This is a genomic window from Planktothrix agardhii, assembly GCF_904830935.1.
GTDB classification, from domain to species: Bacteria; Cyanobacteriota; Cyanobacteriia; order Cyanobacteriales; family Microcoleaceae; genus Planktothrix; species Planktothrix agardhii.
The window spans coordinates 4,650,010-4,666,709 of record NZ_LR882952.1 but is presented as its reverse complement, the minus strand read 5'-3'; the positions used below and the strand labels follow the sequence as shown (position 1 = coordinate 4,666,709).

9 protein-coding genes are annotated in these 16,700 nt (G+C 41.6%); 4 read left to right on the top strand and 5 right to left on the bottom strand.

Going from position 1 to position 16,700, the window contains the following annotated elements:
- Positions 1–96: 96 nt before the first annotated feature.
- The 3 genes from NMG88_RS21305 to NMG88_RS21295 form a co-directional block, all read right to left on the bottom strand.
- Positions 97–1,395, bottom strand: coding sequence for a DNA cytosine methyltransferase (locus NMG88_RS21305; protein WP_227398130.1), 1,299 nt, complete (start codon positions 1,393–1,395; stop codon positions 97–99).
- Between the two features lie 58 nt (positions 1,396–1,453).
- Positions 1,454–2,809 (bottom strand): dihydroorotase, encoded by a 1,356-nt coding sequence (locus tag NMG88_RS21300; RefSeq protein ID WP_227351536.1) that lies wholly within the window; start codon positions 2,807–2,809, stop codon positions 1,454–1,456.
- A gap of 74 nt (positions 2,810–2,883) precedes the next feature.
- The gene (locus NMG88_RS21295; protein WP_042156595.1) at positions 2,884–4,242 is read right to left on the bottom strand and encodes a histidine phosphatase family protein; all 1,359 of its coding nucleotides are present in this window, start codon (positions 4,240–4,242) and stop codon (positions 2,884–2,886) included.
- Between the two features lie 146 nt (positions 4,243–4,388).
- Between NMG88_RS21295 and NMG88_RS21290 the strand changes: the two genes are divergently transcribed.
- Positions 4,389–5,918, top strand: a complete 1,530-nt coding sequence (locus NMG88_RS21290) for a CPBP family intramembrane glutamic endopeptidase (protein WP_254035781.1) — start codon at positions 4,389–4,391, stop codon at positions 5,916–5,918.
- A gap of 531 nt (positions 5,919–6,449) precedes the next feature.
- On the opposite strand, the gene NMG88_RS21285 is transcribed toward NMG88_RS21290, so the two are convergent.
- Entirely contained in the window at positions 6,450–7,361 is a 912-nt protein-coding gene (locus NMG88_RS21285; RefSeq protein WP_254035780.1) for a calcium-binding protein, read from the bottom strand.
- Between the two features lie 245 nt (positions 7,362–7,606).
- Here NMG88_RS21285 and gor point away from each other — a divergent pair, with 245 nt between their 5' ends.
- The 3 genes from gor (at position 7,607) to NMG88_RS22620 (ending at position 14,361) form a co-directional block, all read left to right on the top strand.
- Positions 7,607–8,950 carry a glutathione-disulfide reductase gene (gor, locus tag NMG88_RS21280; RefSeq protein WP_042156589.1) on the top strand — a complete coding sequence of 448 codons (1,344 nt, stop codon included), beginning with the start codon at positions 7,607–7,609 and terminating at the stop codon, positions 8,948–8,950.
- 151 nt (positions 8,951–9,101) lie between these two features.
- Positions 9,102–11,414, top strand: a complete 2,313-nt coding sequence (locus NMG88_RS21275) for an IMS domain-containing protein (RefSeq protein WP_042156586.1) — start codon at positions 9,102–9,104, stop codon at positions 11,412–11,414.
- A gap of 241 nt (positions 11,415–11,655) precedes the next feature.
- Positions 11,656–14,361 (top strand): DUF4912 domain-containing protein, encoded by a 2,706-nt coding sequence (locus tag NMG88_RS22620; protein ID WP_346732952.1) that lies wholly within the window; start codon positions 11,656–11,658, stop codon positions 14,359–14,361.
- Positions 14,362–14,449: 88 nt separating this feature from the next.
- On the opposite strand, the gene NMG88_RS21260 is transcribed toward NMG88_RS22620, so the two are convergent.
- Positions 14,450–16,690 carry an FUSC family protein gene (locus NMG88_RS21260; protein ID WP_042156581.1) on the bottom strand — a complete coding sequence of 747 codons (2,241 nt, stop codon included), beginning with the start codon at positions 16,688–16,690 and terminating at the stop codon, positions 14,450–14,452.
- Positions 16,691–16,700 lie beyond the last annotated feature (10 nt).

The following is a 16,700-nucleotide window of genomic DNA, read 5'->3' as shown; positions in this document are numbered from 1 at the left end:
CCAAACCCCCCGTGCACGCAGGGCTTAGAAATAATACTTCTGGCTGTTTCATGTCAGTTGTACGTTATTATAAACTATTGGGGATTGCTATATCAATTATTTACCCTGATTTTTTCTTTTTCTAGGCTCAATTATATTAGGATCAACATTATAGCGTTTTGCTGCTTGGGATATATTAAAATATAATAACGCATCATCACCTAATTTTTTCTTCTCCGTTGGTTGACTGAGAATTATCCCCAAAAGTTTGATAATTTCTGAAGCAACAGCTTTAGCTAATAGTGGCGGAACAGAATTTCCAACTTGTCGAAAACCGTGCCATTTTGTCCCCTGAAATCTAAACCAGTCGGGATAGGAATGTAAGCGGGCGGCTTCTCTGACCGTAATACATCGGGGGGTATAGGGATGAATCGGACGGGGGGAAGTAAAAGCTCCTCGGTTGCTAGGTGTTCCGGCTCTTAAAGTATTACATAAACCTTGGGGATGGAGTTTATGAAATCGACTAATTTTTTCGGTTTTTCCCCATTCCGTGGCTTCAAATCGGGCGGTAGAGGTGGGAGAATGGCGCGATCGCAAACTACAAGTTAACAAATTTTGATCGAAAATTCTAGGATAGGAAAAATTATCCTTAACCGCAAGTAATCCCCGCAATAATTGAGCATAAAAACTTGATTTTTGATATTCGGCTATGGTATAATCTTTCAAGAATAACTCAGGATATTGTTCAATAGTTGGTAAATCTCCTATAGCATCCCAAACCGTCGGACAGGGAGACAAGTTATTAAAATTATGATCAATTTTAGGATTAACTTTTGGCGATTTTGTCACGGGTTGAGGATAACCAGGTAGGGGTAAACCCTTTCGAGATCCTAGAATAAATAAACGTGATCGATCTTGAGGGACACCATAATAGGAAGCATTTAAGACTTGATAGCTTTCTATGACTTGATAACCCTGATTTTGCAGCTTATCAATAATCTCAGTAATAAATTGTCGATGTTTTCCCACCGTTAAACCTGGAACATTTTCTAAAACAAAATATTTCGGTTGTAATTCATCAACTAACCGAATAAAATGAAACATTAAACTATTTCTAGGATCATCAAAAGCTCGTTTTCCCATTAACGAAAAACCCTGACAAGGTGGCCCCCCAAACACCACATCAATCTCTCTATTTCCAATATCAGAATCCTGTCTAATTTCTAATCCTGTCAGGGTTTCAATGCCTTGACAAAACACCTTCCAAAAGGGAAAATTATATTCATGGGTAGCACAATGAATTGGGTCAATTTCCACGGCGGCTAAAACATCAAATCCAGCCTGTTCAAAACCGAGGGTCATACCTCCCGCACCCGCGAATAAATCTATAGCAATCGGTCGTTTTTGAGTCTTCACAGTCAATTATTTTTACTTAAAAATGTTAAATTAGAGTCTAGTTTCTTGTGACCACAGGCTAAGATATACTAACATCATGCGACCAAGTTTTGATCACTAGCCCGGTAATTTCTTGCCCTAACCAGGGAGTATTAATAGAGCGAGATTTGAGGGTATTGGTATTAACAACCCAAGAAGTCTTAGGATCAAATAATATCATTTCTGCGGGTTGATCCGGTTGAATAGAATAGGGAGTTTGTTGTAAACAAATAGCCGGGTTACTACTTAAAAATCCCCATAAATCTAAGGCTGACCATCGCCCAGACTCAACAAAAGTTTCCCATAATAGAGGTAATGCTAATTCTAACCCAATCACACCCGGCGGCGCGTCGGCAAAGGCAACGGTTTTTTCTTCATAACAATAGGGGGTATGATCAATCGCGATCGCATCAATAATTCCCGTTTCCAGTCCTTGAATTAAAGCCTGTTGATCCGATGGATTTCCTAAAGGTGGATCTACTCTTAAATTAGGGTTGTATGGGAGAGGAATAGCATGAATAATCGTTGAATCTTGATCTTCTAACGGTTGATTCCAAATCCGATTAATAGATGTGGTATTTAATAATAAGTGTATCCAAGTTGTACTGGCGGTAATTGGTAAATTACGAGCTTTAGCTTGGGCTATTAATTCTACACTTCGCGCCGTAGAAACCCGCATAATATGAATAGGAGTTCCCGTTACTTCTACTAATTCTAATATTGCGGCTAAAGCTGCGGTTTCAGCAAATTGAGGAATTCCAGGTAAACCACATAATATAGAATCATTCCCCTCTCGCATGACTCCATTAACCGCTAATTGGCGATCGCAAGCATATAAAGCCAAGGGTTTATTTAAAGGTTTTAAATATTCTAATATTCTTCTTAATAACGCTAAATTTTCCAGAGGTTTACCATCAGCAAAACCCACAACACCAGTATCCGCTAATTCACTTAATTCCGTCATTTGTTGACCCGCCACATCTTGAGTTAATGCGCCCCAAAGATATAATTTTGGACGCTGAAACTCAGAATTGAGAATAGCAACTTTTTCAGATCGTTGTTGTAATAATGTCACCGTTGCCGGGTTATCAATTGCTGGAATAGTATTAGGTAAAATCCCTAATCGAGTAAATCCTCCAGCAGCAGCAGCATTTAATAAAGAATTTAAGTTTTCCCTTTCTTCAAATCCCGGTTCCCCACTCTGACTATATAAATCAACTAATCCCGGCCCTAAAATCAACCCTTTACTATTAATAATAATGGTATTTTCAGGATAATCATTAATTTCAGATTCAATAGTTTTAATATAACCATCAATCACTAAAATATCAGCAATTTGATCCCGTTTAGAAACCGGATCAATCACACGAACTTGCTTTAAAAGTTGACAATTCATATTCGCTATATCAGGTGTTGGTTTTAGGGTGCAGTAGAGACGTGCCACGGCGCGTCTCTCTCCACACAGTCAACCTATAACGCTCCCGCCGCCGTTTTATCGAGAATACTACCCGATAAATGGCTAGTAATATTATCAGCTTGTAACACAGGTAAACCCTCAATTCCTTGGGGATAATCAATTACTGTCACCGCCCCATTACCTTGTTTAAAGTTCCAAAAATGATCCGGAGGCAGATTAAATAATTGACACAAAAGGGCTTTATTAATGGCATCATGGGCAACCACTAATATAGTTACATTTTGGTGATTATAGGTTTCAACAATCTGCTTCCACGCAATTAAAGAACGTTGCCAAACCTGTTGTAAATTCTCACCTTCAGGCATTTGAACCGTTTGCGGTGCTATTTTCCATTCCCCTAATAATCCGGGGTAAAATTGTTCGATTTCCGCCTCAAATTTACCTTCCCATAAACCATGACTAATTTCACAAAATTCCGGTTCTAATTGTAACTCTATCCCCGGATGATTTTGTAATATAATTTCTGCGGTTTCCTTGGGACGCGCCATGGGACTCGTTACCGCAAAATCAATTTTAATTTCTTTGAGAAATTCCGCCGCTTTGCGAGCTTGTTCTCGACCATTATCATTCAAAGGAACATCAATTTGTCCCTGGAATTGACCCATGCGGTTCCATTCCGTTTCCCCATGTCTAACTAATAATAATCGCGGCCCTTGATGACCCGGACGCACAGAAGGTAATTTATGACAAACGTGGGTTGTTAAGTTCATCGACTCTAACTGTACATCCGCAGGTTTCGGTAATTCTCCGGGGATAATATTAGTAAAATTCAAAATACTAATCCCACAGTTAGACTGTTGTACACTTTGATAAAATTGAGGTTGAATTCCTAAAGCCGTCGCAATTAAACAACGATTAATTCCATTATGAGCTACTAATAAAACCGTTTGATTTTGATGACGGGCTAACATTTCCCGCCAAAATTGTTTAGCCTGTTCAAATAATGCTAATACGGGAAAATGTTGTTTTTCCCCTTCAGGAGTTGAAACCAGCATCGAAAACTCATGGGGCGAGTCGTGCCAGGTCTGATACTCTTGGGGAAACTGTGCCATCACCGCTTGACGTTCCATCCCCGCCCACAGGGGAAGATCAATTTCCATTAACAGGTCGCTGGGCTCTACTTTAGGGGGGTCAGACAGATAGGTGACGATGATTTGGGCTGTTTGTTTCGCCCGTTGCAAAGGACTGCAATAGAGAGCGTCAAACTTTAAACCATTCAAGGCATCACCGACTTTCTGAGCGGCCACAGAACCTTTCTCTGTTAAAACAGAGGCATCCAAGCGACCTTGAATTCGACTTTGGGCATTATAGGTACTTTGACCATGACGGACAAGAATTACACGGGTCGTCATTGTTAAATTGAGGAGTGGGAATTTTGGACTCTGGACTGAACCGAATTTAAGCCAGATGTGATTGTACCGCGTTTCGGACAGCATCGGTTAAAATATTGAGTCTATGGCTCCAACTCGGCAATATTTTATTCTCAAGTTTTGAAATCATGACACCCAAACGCTGGATTTTAGCAATTTTAACCTTATTAGCAATTAGCTTTTTGGGTTTATCGTTACTCAATAGTTGGACTCAACCCCAAATTCAAAGCCGTTTAGAATTATATCAAACCAATTTACTGCTTCATGCTTCCCAATGGCAAGGTAAGGGAACAGAAGCCGATAATTCAATCATATTACGCGATAATTTAATTGGTAAAACTCCGGTACAAGAAGCCCTTAAACAATATCAACAAGTACAAGAATCTGCTGCAAAAAACTTAGCTAAATTTCGAGAAAATAATGAACAAATAGCAGCAAGCTCTTTACAGGAATTAGAACAACTAAATCGAGATTTACAACTGAGAATCGGGATTTTAAAAACTCAGTTAGGATCTACTGACCAAGCCATAGAAACCTGGAAGACTTTGGTAGAAACAACCCCGGAAAAACTTCCTGCATCCGGGGATAAAAATAGTATAATCAAAACCGCAAAAACAGCACAGGTGTTAATCGGATTATGGCAAACTCCCGCCCGATTATTGCCCGATGCCGAACCAATTTTACAAAACTATTTAGAGGGTTGGTTTCGTTATCAAGCCTTAGTTAAACTCTATACTTTACAACAGCGTCCAGAAGCCTTAGTAACTTTAGAAACCCAACAACAGGAACGCTCTGAACAAGCAATTTTTAAGTTAATGGTTGTTAGTGCTATTCCCGGTATAGGATTAATCCTGGGATTATTATTAGCCATTGTTTTAGGAATTCAATTAATATTTAAAGGCAAGGATTCTGTTTTAGCCACTAATATGGATGTGGCTTGGTTAATTCCTTGGAATGGAGAAATTATCTTACAAGTTTTTGTAGTGGGTTTTTCTTTATTGGGGCAATTCTTTATTCCCCTAACTTTAAGAGCGGTTTTTCAAGGCTTAAATCTTCAACCCAGTAGTTTTGATGTCAGGAGTCAAGCGGTTTATATTTTAATCACCTATCTATTATTAATGGTAGGAGGATTTTCGGTTTTATATTTCTCGATTAAATCCTATTTCCCCTTACCAGAAGGTTGGTTTACCTTCAAACTCAAAGATAATTGGTTTGTTTGGGGTTTGGGGGGATATTTAGTCGCCTTACCTTTGGTGATTTTAGTGTCTTTAATTAATCAGAAATTTTGGGATGGACAGGGAGGCAGTAATCCTTTATTACCAATTGCTTTAGAAAGTCGAGATAGTGTGGCTTTAGGGATATTTTTTATCACTGCATCCATCGCGGCACCGATCTTTGAAGAAACTATGTTTCGAGGATTTTTATTACCGTCTTTAACCCGTTATCTTCCCCTGGGAAGTGCAATTATTTTAAGTGGATTTCTCTTTGCCGTGGCGCATTTTAATGTTTCGGAAATTTTGCCGTTAATGACGTTAGGAATTGTTCTGGGGTTTGTGTATACGCGATCGCGCAATTTATTAGCACCAATGTTCATGCACGGATTATGGAATAGTGGCACTTTATTGAGTTTATATGTTTTGGGCAGTGGCGGAAGTTAGAAAGATAAAGCCCAAGTTTCTGGCCGATAAAAAAAGCAAAATTCCTGAATAAAATTAGAGGCTGGAAACGACGAAAAACAAAAGAAGTCAACATTCAGATCAATAACTGTAGAGGTGGATTCAGCTTAAATGAATTGCAATACACTTACAATGCAAACAAATTGAAATTCAGATCGTGTAGACGTGATGATTCGTCAAAGACACAATCAAGAATTATTGAATTTACGAGTTACTTTAGTCATTAACTGTACTAATTCAGTCGGTGATTATCAGAAACTTAACAATCCTCTACTGGGTAACTTATTCAAAAGCAGAAAATTTAGCAACGGAATTGTTAAACTGAATCTAACAATTTTATAGCAATCCTATTTGAGTTATATCCAAGATTTCGGCTTAAAAGTAAACACCGGCTGTTTCATATATCAATCCGCGTCAAGATTGTAATATTTTAATACTGATATGAAACAGCCAGAAGTATTATCCGGTGTTCCGGTGTTCCCAGATCCGGCGTTCCGGTGTTCAGGTGTTCCTTTAAATACTATCTGAAAAAGAGACAAATTGAAGTTGTGCAGGAGAAACTCCTTTCACTAAACCTAAAACATTCCCGGTTTTAGCTTCTGTAATAACTGTCACCGATGCTGATTCAATTTGAAAATCCAAAGTTCTAATCTGACCCAGAGGCAAAGGGCCACTACTATCATAATCTCGGCGATCGCCATAGGTAATGGTTTTTTCGGTTAACACAATATCATTAACCGTTAACCCCCCCGTCAAGCCGATTTTATCCCCTTGGACGCTATTGTAATCGAGGATAAAATCAGAGGTAATCTCGTCGAGACCATCAACATTACCGCAACCACAGTCCACTGGCGGAGGAGTGGCGGTATCGGTGCGTAGGACAAATACATCCGCACCTTCACTACCCCAAAGCCGATCCACGCCCAAATCACCGATCAGGGTATCATTTCCCGCCCCACCGACTAAGGCGTCCTCCCCTTGACCCCCTCGCAGTAAATCATTATCTGCATCCCCAAACAGATAATCATTGCCCAAATTACCACTGAGCAGATCATCCCCCGTACCCCCATAAAGCACATCGGAGTCTTGACCCCCCCACAGGGTATCATTTCCCCCTTGACCTTCGAGGGTGTCATTTCCCTGATTTCCCCTCATTGCTTCTGAGTCTGTGGAGCCCCGAACATAATCATCTCCCCCCAAGGCGGCTAACCCATTGGGATATTTAGAGATCCCTAGGGGGTTACTTCCGAGGACTCCGGGGGCAATTTCAACGGTATCGGCATTTTCCGTTAATAAAAATAGCCCTGATTTCAGATCTCCAGGGGTTAAAGGTTGGGAGATTACCGGAATACTGGAAATACCTTCCCCGACTTGTCTCGGTAACTGGTTGCTCACGGATTCTGTTTCTGATGAGATGGATTGCATATTGTTTGATTTGAGTTAGATCATCAATATTATAGGACTACCCAATTTAGAAATTATTTTATCCCTTGTTGATTAAAAATTTTATATCTTCCCCATTACCTATTCCCCATTACCTATTCCCCATTACCCATTACCCATTACCCATTACCCATTACCCGTTCTCTATAACGGCACGAAAAACCCCTATAATTTAAACTGGATTGAACAGATTAATATTCAAGGGTCATAAAAGAGGTAATTAGATTATGAGTTATGATTATGATTTGTTTGTGATCGGTGCAGGTTCCGGTGGATTAGCTTCTTCAAAACGGGCGGCATCCTATGGGGCAAAAGTGGCGATCGCTGAATATGATTTAGTCGGAGGAACCTGTGTAATTCGGGGTTGTGTTCCTAAAAAATTAATGGTTTATGCCTCTCAATTTTCCTATATGTACGAATATGCTCAGGGTTACGGATGGGGAGAAGTTGAACCTAAATTTGATTGGAATAAATTAATTACTGCTGTTGATACGGAAGTTAAACGGTTAAGTCAACTGCATATTAGTTTTTTGGAAAAAGCTGGAGTTGAACTGATTTCTGGTTATGCTAAATTTATTGATCCCCATACGGTAGAAGTGGGAGACAAAAAAATTACCGCCGATAAAATTTTAATTGCCGTGGGAGGAGAAGCGGTTAAACCCGATATTCCTGGTATTGAACATAGTATTACTTCCCGGGAAATGTTTTTACTCCCAGAACAACCTCAAAAATTTGCCGTTTGGGGTGGGGGTTATATTGGGGTGGAATTTGCTAGTATTCTCAAAGGATTAGGTAGTGATGTCACCCAAATTATTCGCCGAGATTTAATTTTAAATGGGTTTGATGAAGATATTAGAAATAATATTCAAGAAGGCATGACCAATCATGGTATTCAATTCTTAACCGAAAAAGTAATTAAAAAAATTGAAAAAACAGATGCTGGATTAAAGTTGTCTTTTAAGGGGAAAAACTCAAAATCTATAACCGTAGATGCCCTACTTTGTGCCACCGGACGCCAACCTAATTTAGCCGGATTAGGGTTAGAAAATGCCGGGATAGAAATTAATAAAAAAGGCGCAATTGTGGTGACAGCCGATAGTTGTACCAATCAACCTAATATTTTTGCCGTGGGAGATTGTACCGATCGGATGAATTTGACCCCGGTGGCGATCGCCGAAGGACGAGCTTTTGCCGATACGGAATTTGGTCATCAACCCCGATTTATTACCCATGAAAATATTGCTACGGCGGTTTTTTCCTATCCCGAAGCTGCTACCGTGGGATTAACAGAAACCCAAGCGCGGGAAAAATTTGGGGATAATATTAAATGCTACACGGCCCGTTTTCGTCCGATGTTCCATAGTTTTACCGGATCGGAAGATAAGGTATTCATGAAATTAATTGTGGAAATAAATACTGATCGGGTTTTAGGTGTTCACATGGTGGGAAAAGATGCGGCGGAATTAATTCAAGGGGTGGCGATCGCGGTTAATATGGGAGCGACCAAAAAAGACTTTGATAATACCATGGGAATTCACCCCAGTAGTGGAGAAGAATTTGTCACCCTTTAAACAATTACGAATTAAGAATTACGAATTAGGAATTAAGAATTTAAGAGTTGATAACTCGTAATTTGTAATTCGTAATTCGTAATTTATTTCTATTTCTGCCATTTCCTGCTAATATGGCTAAATCAGTTTCTCACCGTTGGGGAAGTTGCCCGTGCGTATTCCACTCGATTATTACCGAATATTAGGCTTACCGATTCAAGCAACTCCAGAACAACTCAAGCAAGCGCACCGCGATCGCACTTTGCAACTTCCGAGACGGGAGTATTCTGATTTAGCGATCGCCGCCCGCAAACAGTTGATTGACGAGGCCTATGCTATTTTATCGGATGCCGATCAGCGAAATGCTTATGATATGGGGTTTCTAGCCAAAACCTACGAACCCGAATCAGAAGTTAAAACTCCGGCCTTCGGGAAACGGGTCACCCCCGAATCCACCGCCCTCGAACCCGTGATCGATGCCCATACCCCCAGTATTGAGATCGAAGATCGACAATTTGTGGGGGCTTTATTACTCCTGCATGAATTAGGGGAATATGAATTAGTGGTGAAACTCTGTCACCCCTATCTAAATACGGGCAGTATTGGCCTCAAAGATGGCCGTTTTGGGGAAGCGTCCCTAATTGTTCCCGATATTGTTTTAACCGTCACCAGTGCCTATTTAGAACTGGGTCGAGAACAATGGCAACAAGGACAATATGAAAATGCCGCTTCTTCCTTAGAAGCCGGACAGAATCTATTATTAAGGGAAAGCTTATTTGCCAGTTTAAGAGGTGAAATGCAAACGGATCTCTACAAACTCCGTCCCTATCGGATTTTAGAATTACTCCAACTCCCCCTAGAAAAAGCCGCAGAACGTCGCAAAGGACTGCAACTCCTCCGGGAAATGCTCCACGAACGTAGCGGTATTGATGGTCAAGGGGATGATGGGTCAGGTTTAGGCGTTGAAGACTTTCTGCGGTTTGTGCAGCAACTCCGTCGCCAGATGACCACCGCCGAACAACAGGGGTTATTTGAAACCGAAGCCCGTCGCCCTTCGGCCGTTGCCACCTATTTAGCGGTTTATGCCTTAATTGCTCAAGGATTTGCCGAGGCCCAACCCGCCCTAATTCGCAAGGCTAAATTAATGCTGATGCAGTTGGGGCGGCGACAGGATGTGCATTTAGAAAAGGCTGTTTGTGCCTTATTGTTGGGGCAAACTGAAGAAGCCAGTCGTTCCCTAGAATTAAGTCAGGAAAGGGAACCCATTGCCTTTATCCGAGAAAATTCCCAAAACTCCCCCGACCTGTTACCCGGATTATGTTTATATGCGGAAAGCTGGTTACAGGATGAGGTGTTTCCCCATTTTCGGGATTTGCTGGATAAGTCGGTATCCTTGAAGGATTATTTTGCCGATCCCCATGTCCAGGCCTATCTCGAAGCCCTACCCAATGAAACGGGCAGCCCTTCTAATGAGTGGGTGGTAGTGCAACCAAGACGTCCGCCGACAAACCCAGGTTCTGGATCAAAGTCCATGACCCCAGCCCCCGGTGCAACGGAAACGAGTCCTCAACTCACCCAGGCTTCTTTAGACGCTTTAACGGCCACTTTAGCCGCTAGAAATATGGGGGTATCGAGTGCCAATCTCCAAGAACCCTTAGCCCCCTCCCAACCCCCAGCCAGTGTTCGGACTGCGGTAGAAACGGGTTCTACGGCAACATCTTTGCAAGGAAATCACAAAATTCCTGAATCTTCCCGTCGCGGTGCTTCCGAAACTTCCCCACAACCGCTCCCAGACCCGGCGGCGTCGGCTAATGTCCCTCCAACTCCCGCCTCCAAAAACGCTTCTAGCTCTGCCAATAGCAGCAGTCTGCGTCGGATTCAACGGAAAAATGATTCTAGTCAATGGCGTCGGTTATTAATTCTAGGTCTGGGAGGGTTATTCGGACTTTGGTTGCTTTGGTTCTTACTTTCCAGGGTTTGGGGAGCCTTCGCCGATGTTTTGGGCTGGTCTGGGCCAACTTTGAAAGGGGAACAGGCAATGGTGCAGTTAAGCCAGCCTCCCTTACCGATTCCTGAACCGACACCCGTTACCGCCGAACCGGAAAAAATCACTCCCGAAGTGGCGGAAGCCAAACTGAATCAATGGTTATCGGCAAAATCCGCTGCCCTGGGGCCAGAGTATCAAGTTGAGGGGCTGCGGGAAATATTAGTTGATCCAGCCTTGGCCCGTTGGGTGGCTATGTCACAAAATATGAAACAAGATGGTTCCCATCGCACTTATAAACACAACGTCAAAGTTAGTGAAGTCCAGATGGATCAGACCAATCCCAACCAAGCGATCGCCATTGCCAATGTTCAGGAACAAACCCAGTTTTTCAGTCGCGGTCAGGCCCAAAATACTGAGGATGCCTCTTTACAGATTCAGTATCGGTTTATTCGCAAGGATGGAGCTTGGCGCATTGAAGATTGGCAAGTGATTCGTTGATGGAAATTTCCCTCTTTGATCCCCAAAGAGGTTTTTTTTACCTCCAAATGTCAGGGTTTCATGACATAATGATCCCCAAAATCCCGAAAACTGTGTATATTTACTTATCAATATCCGTTTACCCCTTGACCAAACTTAATATTTTCTGCAATATGGTGAGTAATCAAGCGATCCCCATGATCCCTAAGAATTTCTACAGAGTTATCAATCTGCTGTTTAAGCCAATGGAGATCACTCTTTTATGTCAAAGGAACGCCCACCTTTAGAAACTATGACACTGCGGCAACTTCGCAAAGTAGCAAGTGAATATGGCATTTCTCGCTATAGTCGAATGCGTAAATCTCAGCTTTTAGAAGCTATCGAGGAAATCGAAAGTCAGAAGTTTGGAACCCCTAATCCATCTCGCGCATTGGAGGCACAAGAAGAAGTGGAAGTTGCAAAGTTTTCTCTAGCCGGTCAGAACTATCAGATAGCTGATTCCCTATCCTCCGTGGATGAGGGTTTAGCCGACTTACCCGGTGGGTATGGTGAAAGTCAGATTGTCATGATGTCCCGAGATCCTGAGTCAGCCTATACTTACTGGGACGTTTCTAACGAACAGAAGGAAATGTTTCGACGCCAAGGAGGGCAACAGTTAGCCCTGCGGATTTATGATGTTACTGATATTGATTTAGACTCTCAAAGTCCCCATAGTATTCAAGAATATCCCTGTGATGAGTTAGCGAGGGAATGGTATTTACCCATACCAGTAAGCGATCGCGACTATGTTGTTGAAATTGGTTATCGCTGTGTTGACGGTCGTTGGTTAGAATTAGCCCGTTCTGCGGCGACTCGGATTCCTCCGGTTTATCCCACAGAATGGATTGACGATCAGTTTATTACCGTTTCTTGGGAAGAAGAATTAAAAGGGAAAACCTTGTATGAGTTCCCTGTCCCCAAAAAATCCTATGTTCTGGCTGGGGTTCATAGCGATGTATTTGGGTTATCCAAGGAAGCAGAATCCAAGCGGATTGCGGGTTCTTTCTTTGGTTCGATGCACCAAGTTGTTGAACCCGAAAAGGCTCTGAGTTCTTTTATTTTCCCCTCCGGTGTGGGAATGTGGGCTTCAGGTGTTGGTGAAGTTCAGTCTGGTGTCGGTTTGGGTTACACCACTTCCGGTGTCGGACAAACCCAGTCTGGTATTGGTATTGGTTATACCCAATCTGGTATCGGTTACACCACTTCCGGTGTTGGACAAACCCAGTCGGGTATTGGTCTTTCTGGTGTAGGTCTGGGTGTTGGCTATACCCAATCGGGTATTGGTTACACTCAATCGGGTGTTGGTTATACGGAATCCGGGGCTGGATTAGGTTATACCCAGTCTGGTGTTGGTTATACTCAATCGGGTATTGGTTACACTCAATCGGGTGTGGGTTATACGGAGTCCGGGGCTGGATTAGGTTATACCCAGTCTGGTGTTGGTTACACTCAATCGGGTATTGGTTACACTCAATCGGGTGTGGGTTATACGGAGTCCGGGGCTGGATTAGGTTATACCCAGTCTGGTGTTGGTTACACTCAATCGGGTATTGGTTACACTCAATCGGGTATTGGTTACACTCAATCGGGTGTGGGTTATACGGAGTCCGGGGCTGGATTAGGTTATACCCAGTCTGGTGTTGGTTACACTCAATCTGGTATTGGTTACACTCAATCGGGTGTGGGTTATACGGAGTCCGGGGCTGGATTAGGTTATACCCAGTCTGGTGTTGGTTATACTCAATCTGGTATTGGTTACACTCAATCGGGTGTGGGTTATACGGAGTCCGGGGCTGGATTAGGTTATACCCAGTCTGGTGTTGGTTATACTCAATCTGGTATTGGTTACACTCAATCGGGTGTGGGTTATACGGAGTCCGGTGCTGGATTAGGTTATACCCAGTCTGGTGTTGGTTATACCCAGTCTGGTGTTGGTTATACTCAATCTGGTATTGGTTACACTCAATCGGGTGTGGGTTATACGGAGTCCGGTGCTGGATTAGGTTATACCCAGTCTGGTGTTGGTTACACTCAATCGGGTGTGGGTTATACGGAGTCCGGTGCTGGATTAGGTTATACCCAGTCTGGTGTTGGTTATACTCAATCTGGTGTTGGTTATACTCAATCTGGTATTGGTTACACTCAATCGGGTGTGGGTTACACTCAATCGGGTGTGGGTTATACGGAGTCCGGTGCTGGATTAGGTTATACCCAGTCTGGTGTTGGTTATACTCAATCGGGTGTTGGTTATACTCAATCGGGTGTGGGTTATACGGAGTCTGGTGCTGGATTAGGTTATACCCAGTCTGGTGTTGGCTATACTCAATCGGGTGTGGGTTATACTCAATCCGGTGTTGGTTACACTCAATCGGGTGTGGGTTATACGGAGTCTGGTGCTGGATTAGGTTATACCCAGTCTGGTGTTGGCTATACTCAATCTGGTATTGGTTACACTCAATCGGGTGTGGGTTATACGGAGTCTGGTGCTGGATTAGGTTATACCCAGTCTGGTGTTGGCTATACTCAATCTGGTATTGGTTACACTCAATCGGGTGTGGGTTATACGGAGTCTGGTGCTGGATTTGGCTATACAATGTCTGGGATGGGAATGTCTGGTATTGGGATGGGCGCTTCAATGCCTCCCATACGTCCCCGGGACTTCTGGTTAGTGGCCGATGCTGAACTAATTGTCTATGGGGCGACCGAACCTAGTGCTAACTTAACTATTGGTGGACGTCCGATTAAACTGAACTCCGATGGTACATTCCGGTTACAGATGTCTTTCCAAGATGGTTTACTCGACTTCCCGATTTTCGCCGTAGCCGCCGATGGAGAACAAACCCGTTCTGTCCATCTCAAGTTTGTGCGTGAAACCCCGGAACGTCGGACTAATACGAAAGAAGAAGCGATACCCGAATGGATTCATTAATTTGAAATCAATTTGAGATCAAACTGTTAACAATGTTAACAATATAGTTATCCAAATTATCCCCCCTCGATCTGATTTGAGGGGTTTTTTATTGGTTTAAACGGACAACGGTAGAATCAATAGAGTTGAGGGAATTGAGCATTTGATTAAGTTCAATTCCTAGAATGGTATAATCTTTTAAAATTTGACGGGTAGGGGTATAGTCTTGATCGGCAGCAAATTCTTGGAGGCGAGTTACTTGTAAGGTTTGTAAGTGGGTTTGTATGGTTTGAATTGAAGGTTCAAAAGTGGGTGAGGCAGGCGGTAAAGTTCCGGTTAAAATGGAGCTAATTAGAGGTAGAAAAAATTGATTAACTTGTTCAACAAAATTCGCTAATTCGGGATGGGGTTCAGTGCCACTAAAATGCTCAAGTTGTGCGAGTAAAACACTCACAGAACGACTAAATCGATGTAAATAAATTAATAGTGCTATTTTCGGTTCAATATCCGTGGCCGAGGTATTCGGATCACTGCTTAACTGTTGTAAGGCTGCTTGAGCATTAAAATAGGCTAAACGGGTTTTTTGTCGTTGTTTAATAATTAGGTTTAAATCATAAGGGATGGTTCCTAAATAAACCAATAAAACTGCATTAAAGTAATCTAAGGAAGCTGCGATCGCTTTGACTAATTTAACCGATAACTGTTCTTTTTCATTTGGTCTAAATAATAAAAATGCCCCGACAAAAGCTAAGGCTGACCCCACACAAGTCCAGAGAAAACGAATCATTGCGACTTGCCAATCTCCCCCCTGTCTACTCATTTCTGCTCCAATAGCAAATATAGAGATAAAGAATACAGCTAAACCATAATGAAAAGGAATTAAAGCAAATCCGATCACAATTGAACTTAAATTAATGGTTTGTAAAATTAATTGACTGGGAATTAGTAACCAAAAAATCGGGGTAACTATCGCGCCTAAAATTGTTCCTAACATCCGATGAAAAAATCGTTGAAAGGTATTGCCAAAACTAGGCTGTAATACCACTAAAATTGTAATAGTTAACCAATTTCCCTGGGGAAGTTCTGCTATACTATAAATAGCTACTCCAATTGTGGTCATGATACTTAACCGGAGTCCGTGACGAAAAAAGCTGGAGTCAAAGGTAAAATTATCTCGTAAAGAATCAAACCAAGATGGGGTTTTACTTCCTGATAATAATTCTGATTCTGCGGATAAAATTTTGTCTTTGGGGATACGATTAATTGATTGATTATTTTTGATTTGAATGACGGTGGATGCGGTAGAATCTAATTGAATAATAATGGTTTCTAAGGTAGAAATAATCTGTTCTATAACAACTAAAGCCGGATAATCTTCAGCATGATCGGCTATGGTTTTTTGTTGGAGTTGTTTTTGTTGGGCGATCGCAGTTACAATAGATTGTAAGTAACCTGTATCAACGGAAACCGATTTATTCCATAATAGTTTAACTAAATTTAGACAAAATGAAGCAATTTTTTCTAAAGCATCATTGACTAAAATACGGACAGTCACAAATTGAGGGTCATCTTGATGAAGTTGGACTAATTCTGTCACCGTAACAATGGATGTAATTAAATTATCCGCATCCTGAATTAAAATAATAGCTGACTCCCCTAACCTAGTATTTCCTAATCTTAATTTTCGGTCTAATGTCCAGGCTTGACGGGCATTCTGTAGGGTTTCTCTGAGTTGAATAACGTGTTTTAATTCTTGAGATTCAGATATATTTTTAGCTTGATTAATATATTTTGCAATAGCTTGATAACACTGACTAATTGATTCTTTTAAAGGAAGATAGGGATTTAATGGCCAAATACCCAAACACAATACTATTGTCCAAGTTCCAGCTATTAGACAAATAATCACTCTTTCACTGACAATTTCCCAACCTCCAGAGGGTAAATTTAGGGTAAATAAAGTAAACAAACCAATTACTATTCCAGACAAAACTCCTGGGTGTCCATATAAACTCATATAGCCGACTAAAAATAAACTACAAAATGAAAATATGAGTTTAAGTAATAGAATATGTGAAAGCAAGGTAGCCAAAGCAACGAATAAAGTGGAAACCAAAACTGTAAATAATAGAGAAATAGCCCTAGCCGAATAAAATCCCCCAGTATCACTCAACAGAAAAAATAAGCTATCCAGACCCACATAAAAACCCATATCAGAATGACCCGTTAATTTTCCAACGGCCAAGGCAACAGATAGGGCAATAGTTAATCTCAAAGCCCGGGCTAATTTGAGATTTCCACTGGGTTTGAATAGAAAACCAAATTGTTGATTTAAAAATTTTTTGTTCATAAAGAATTAT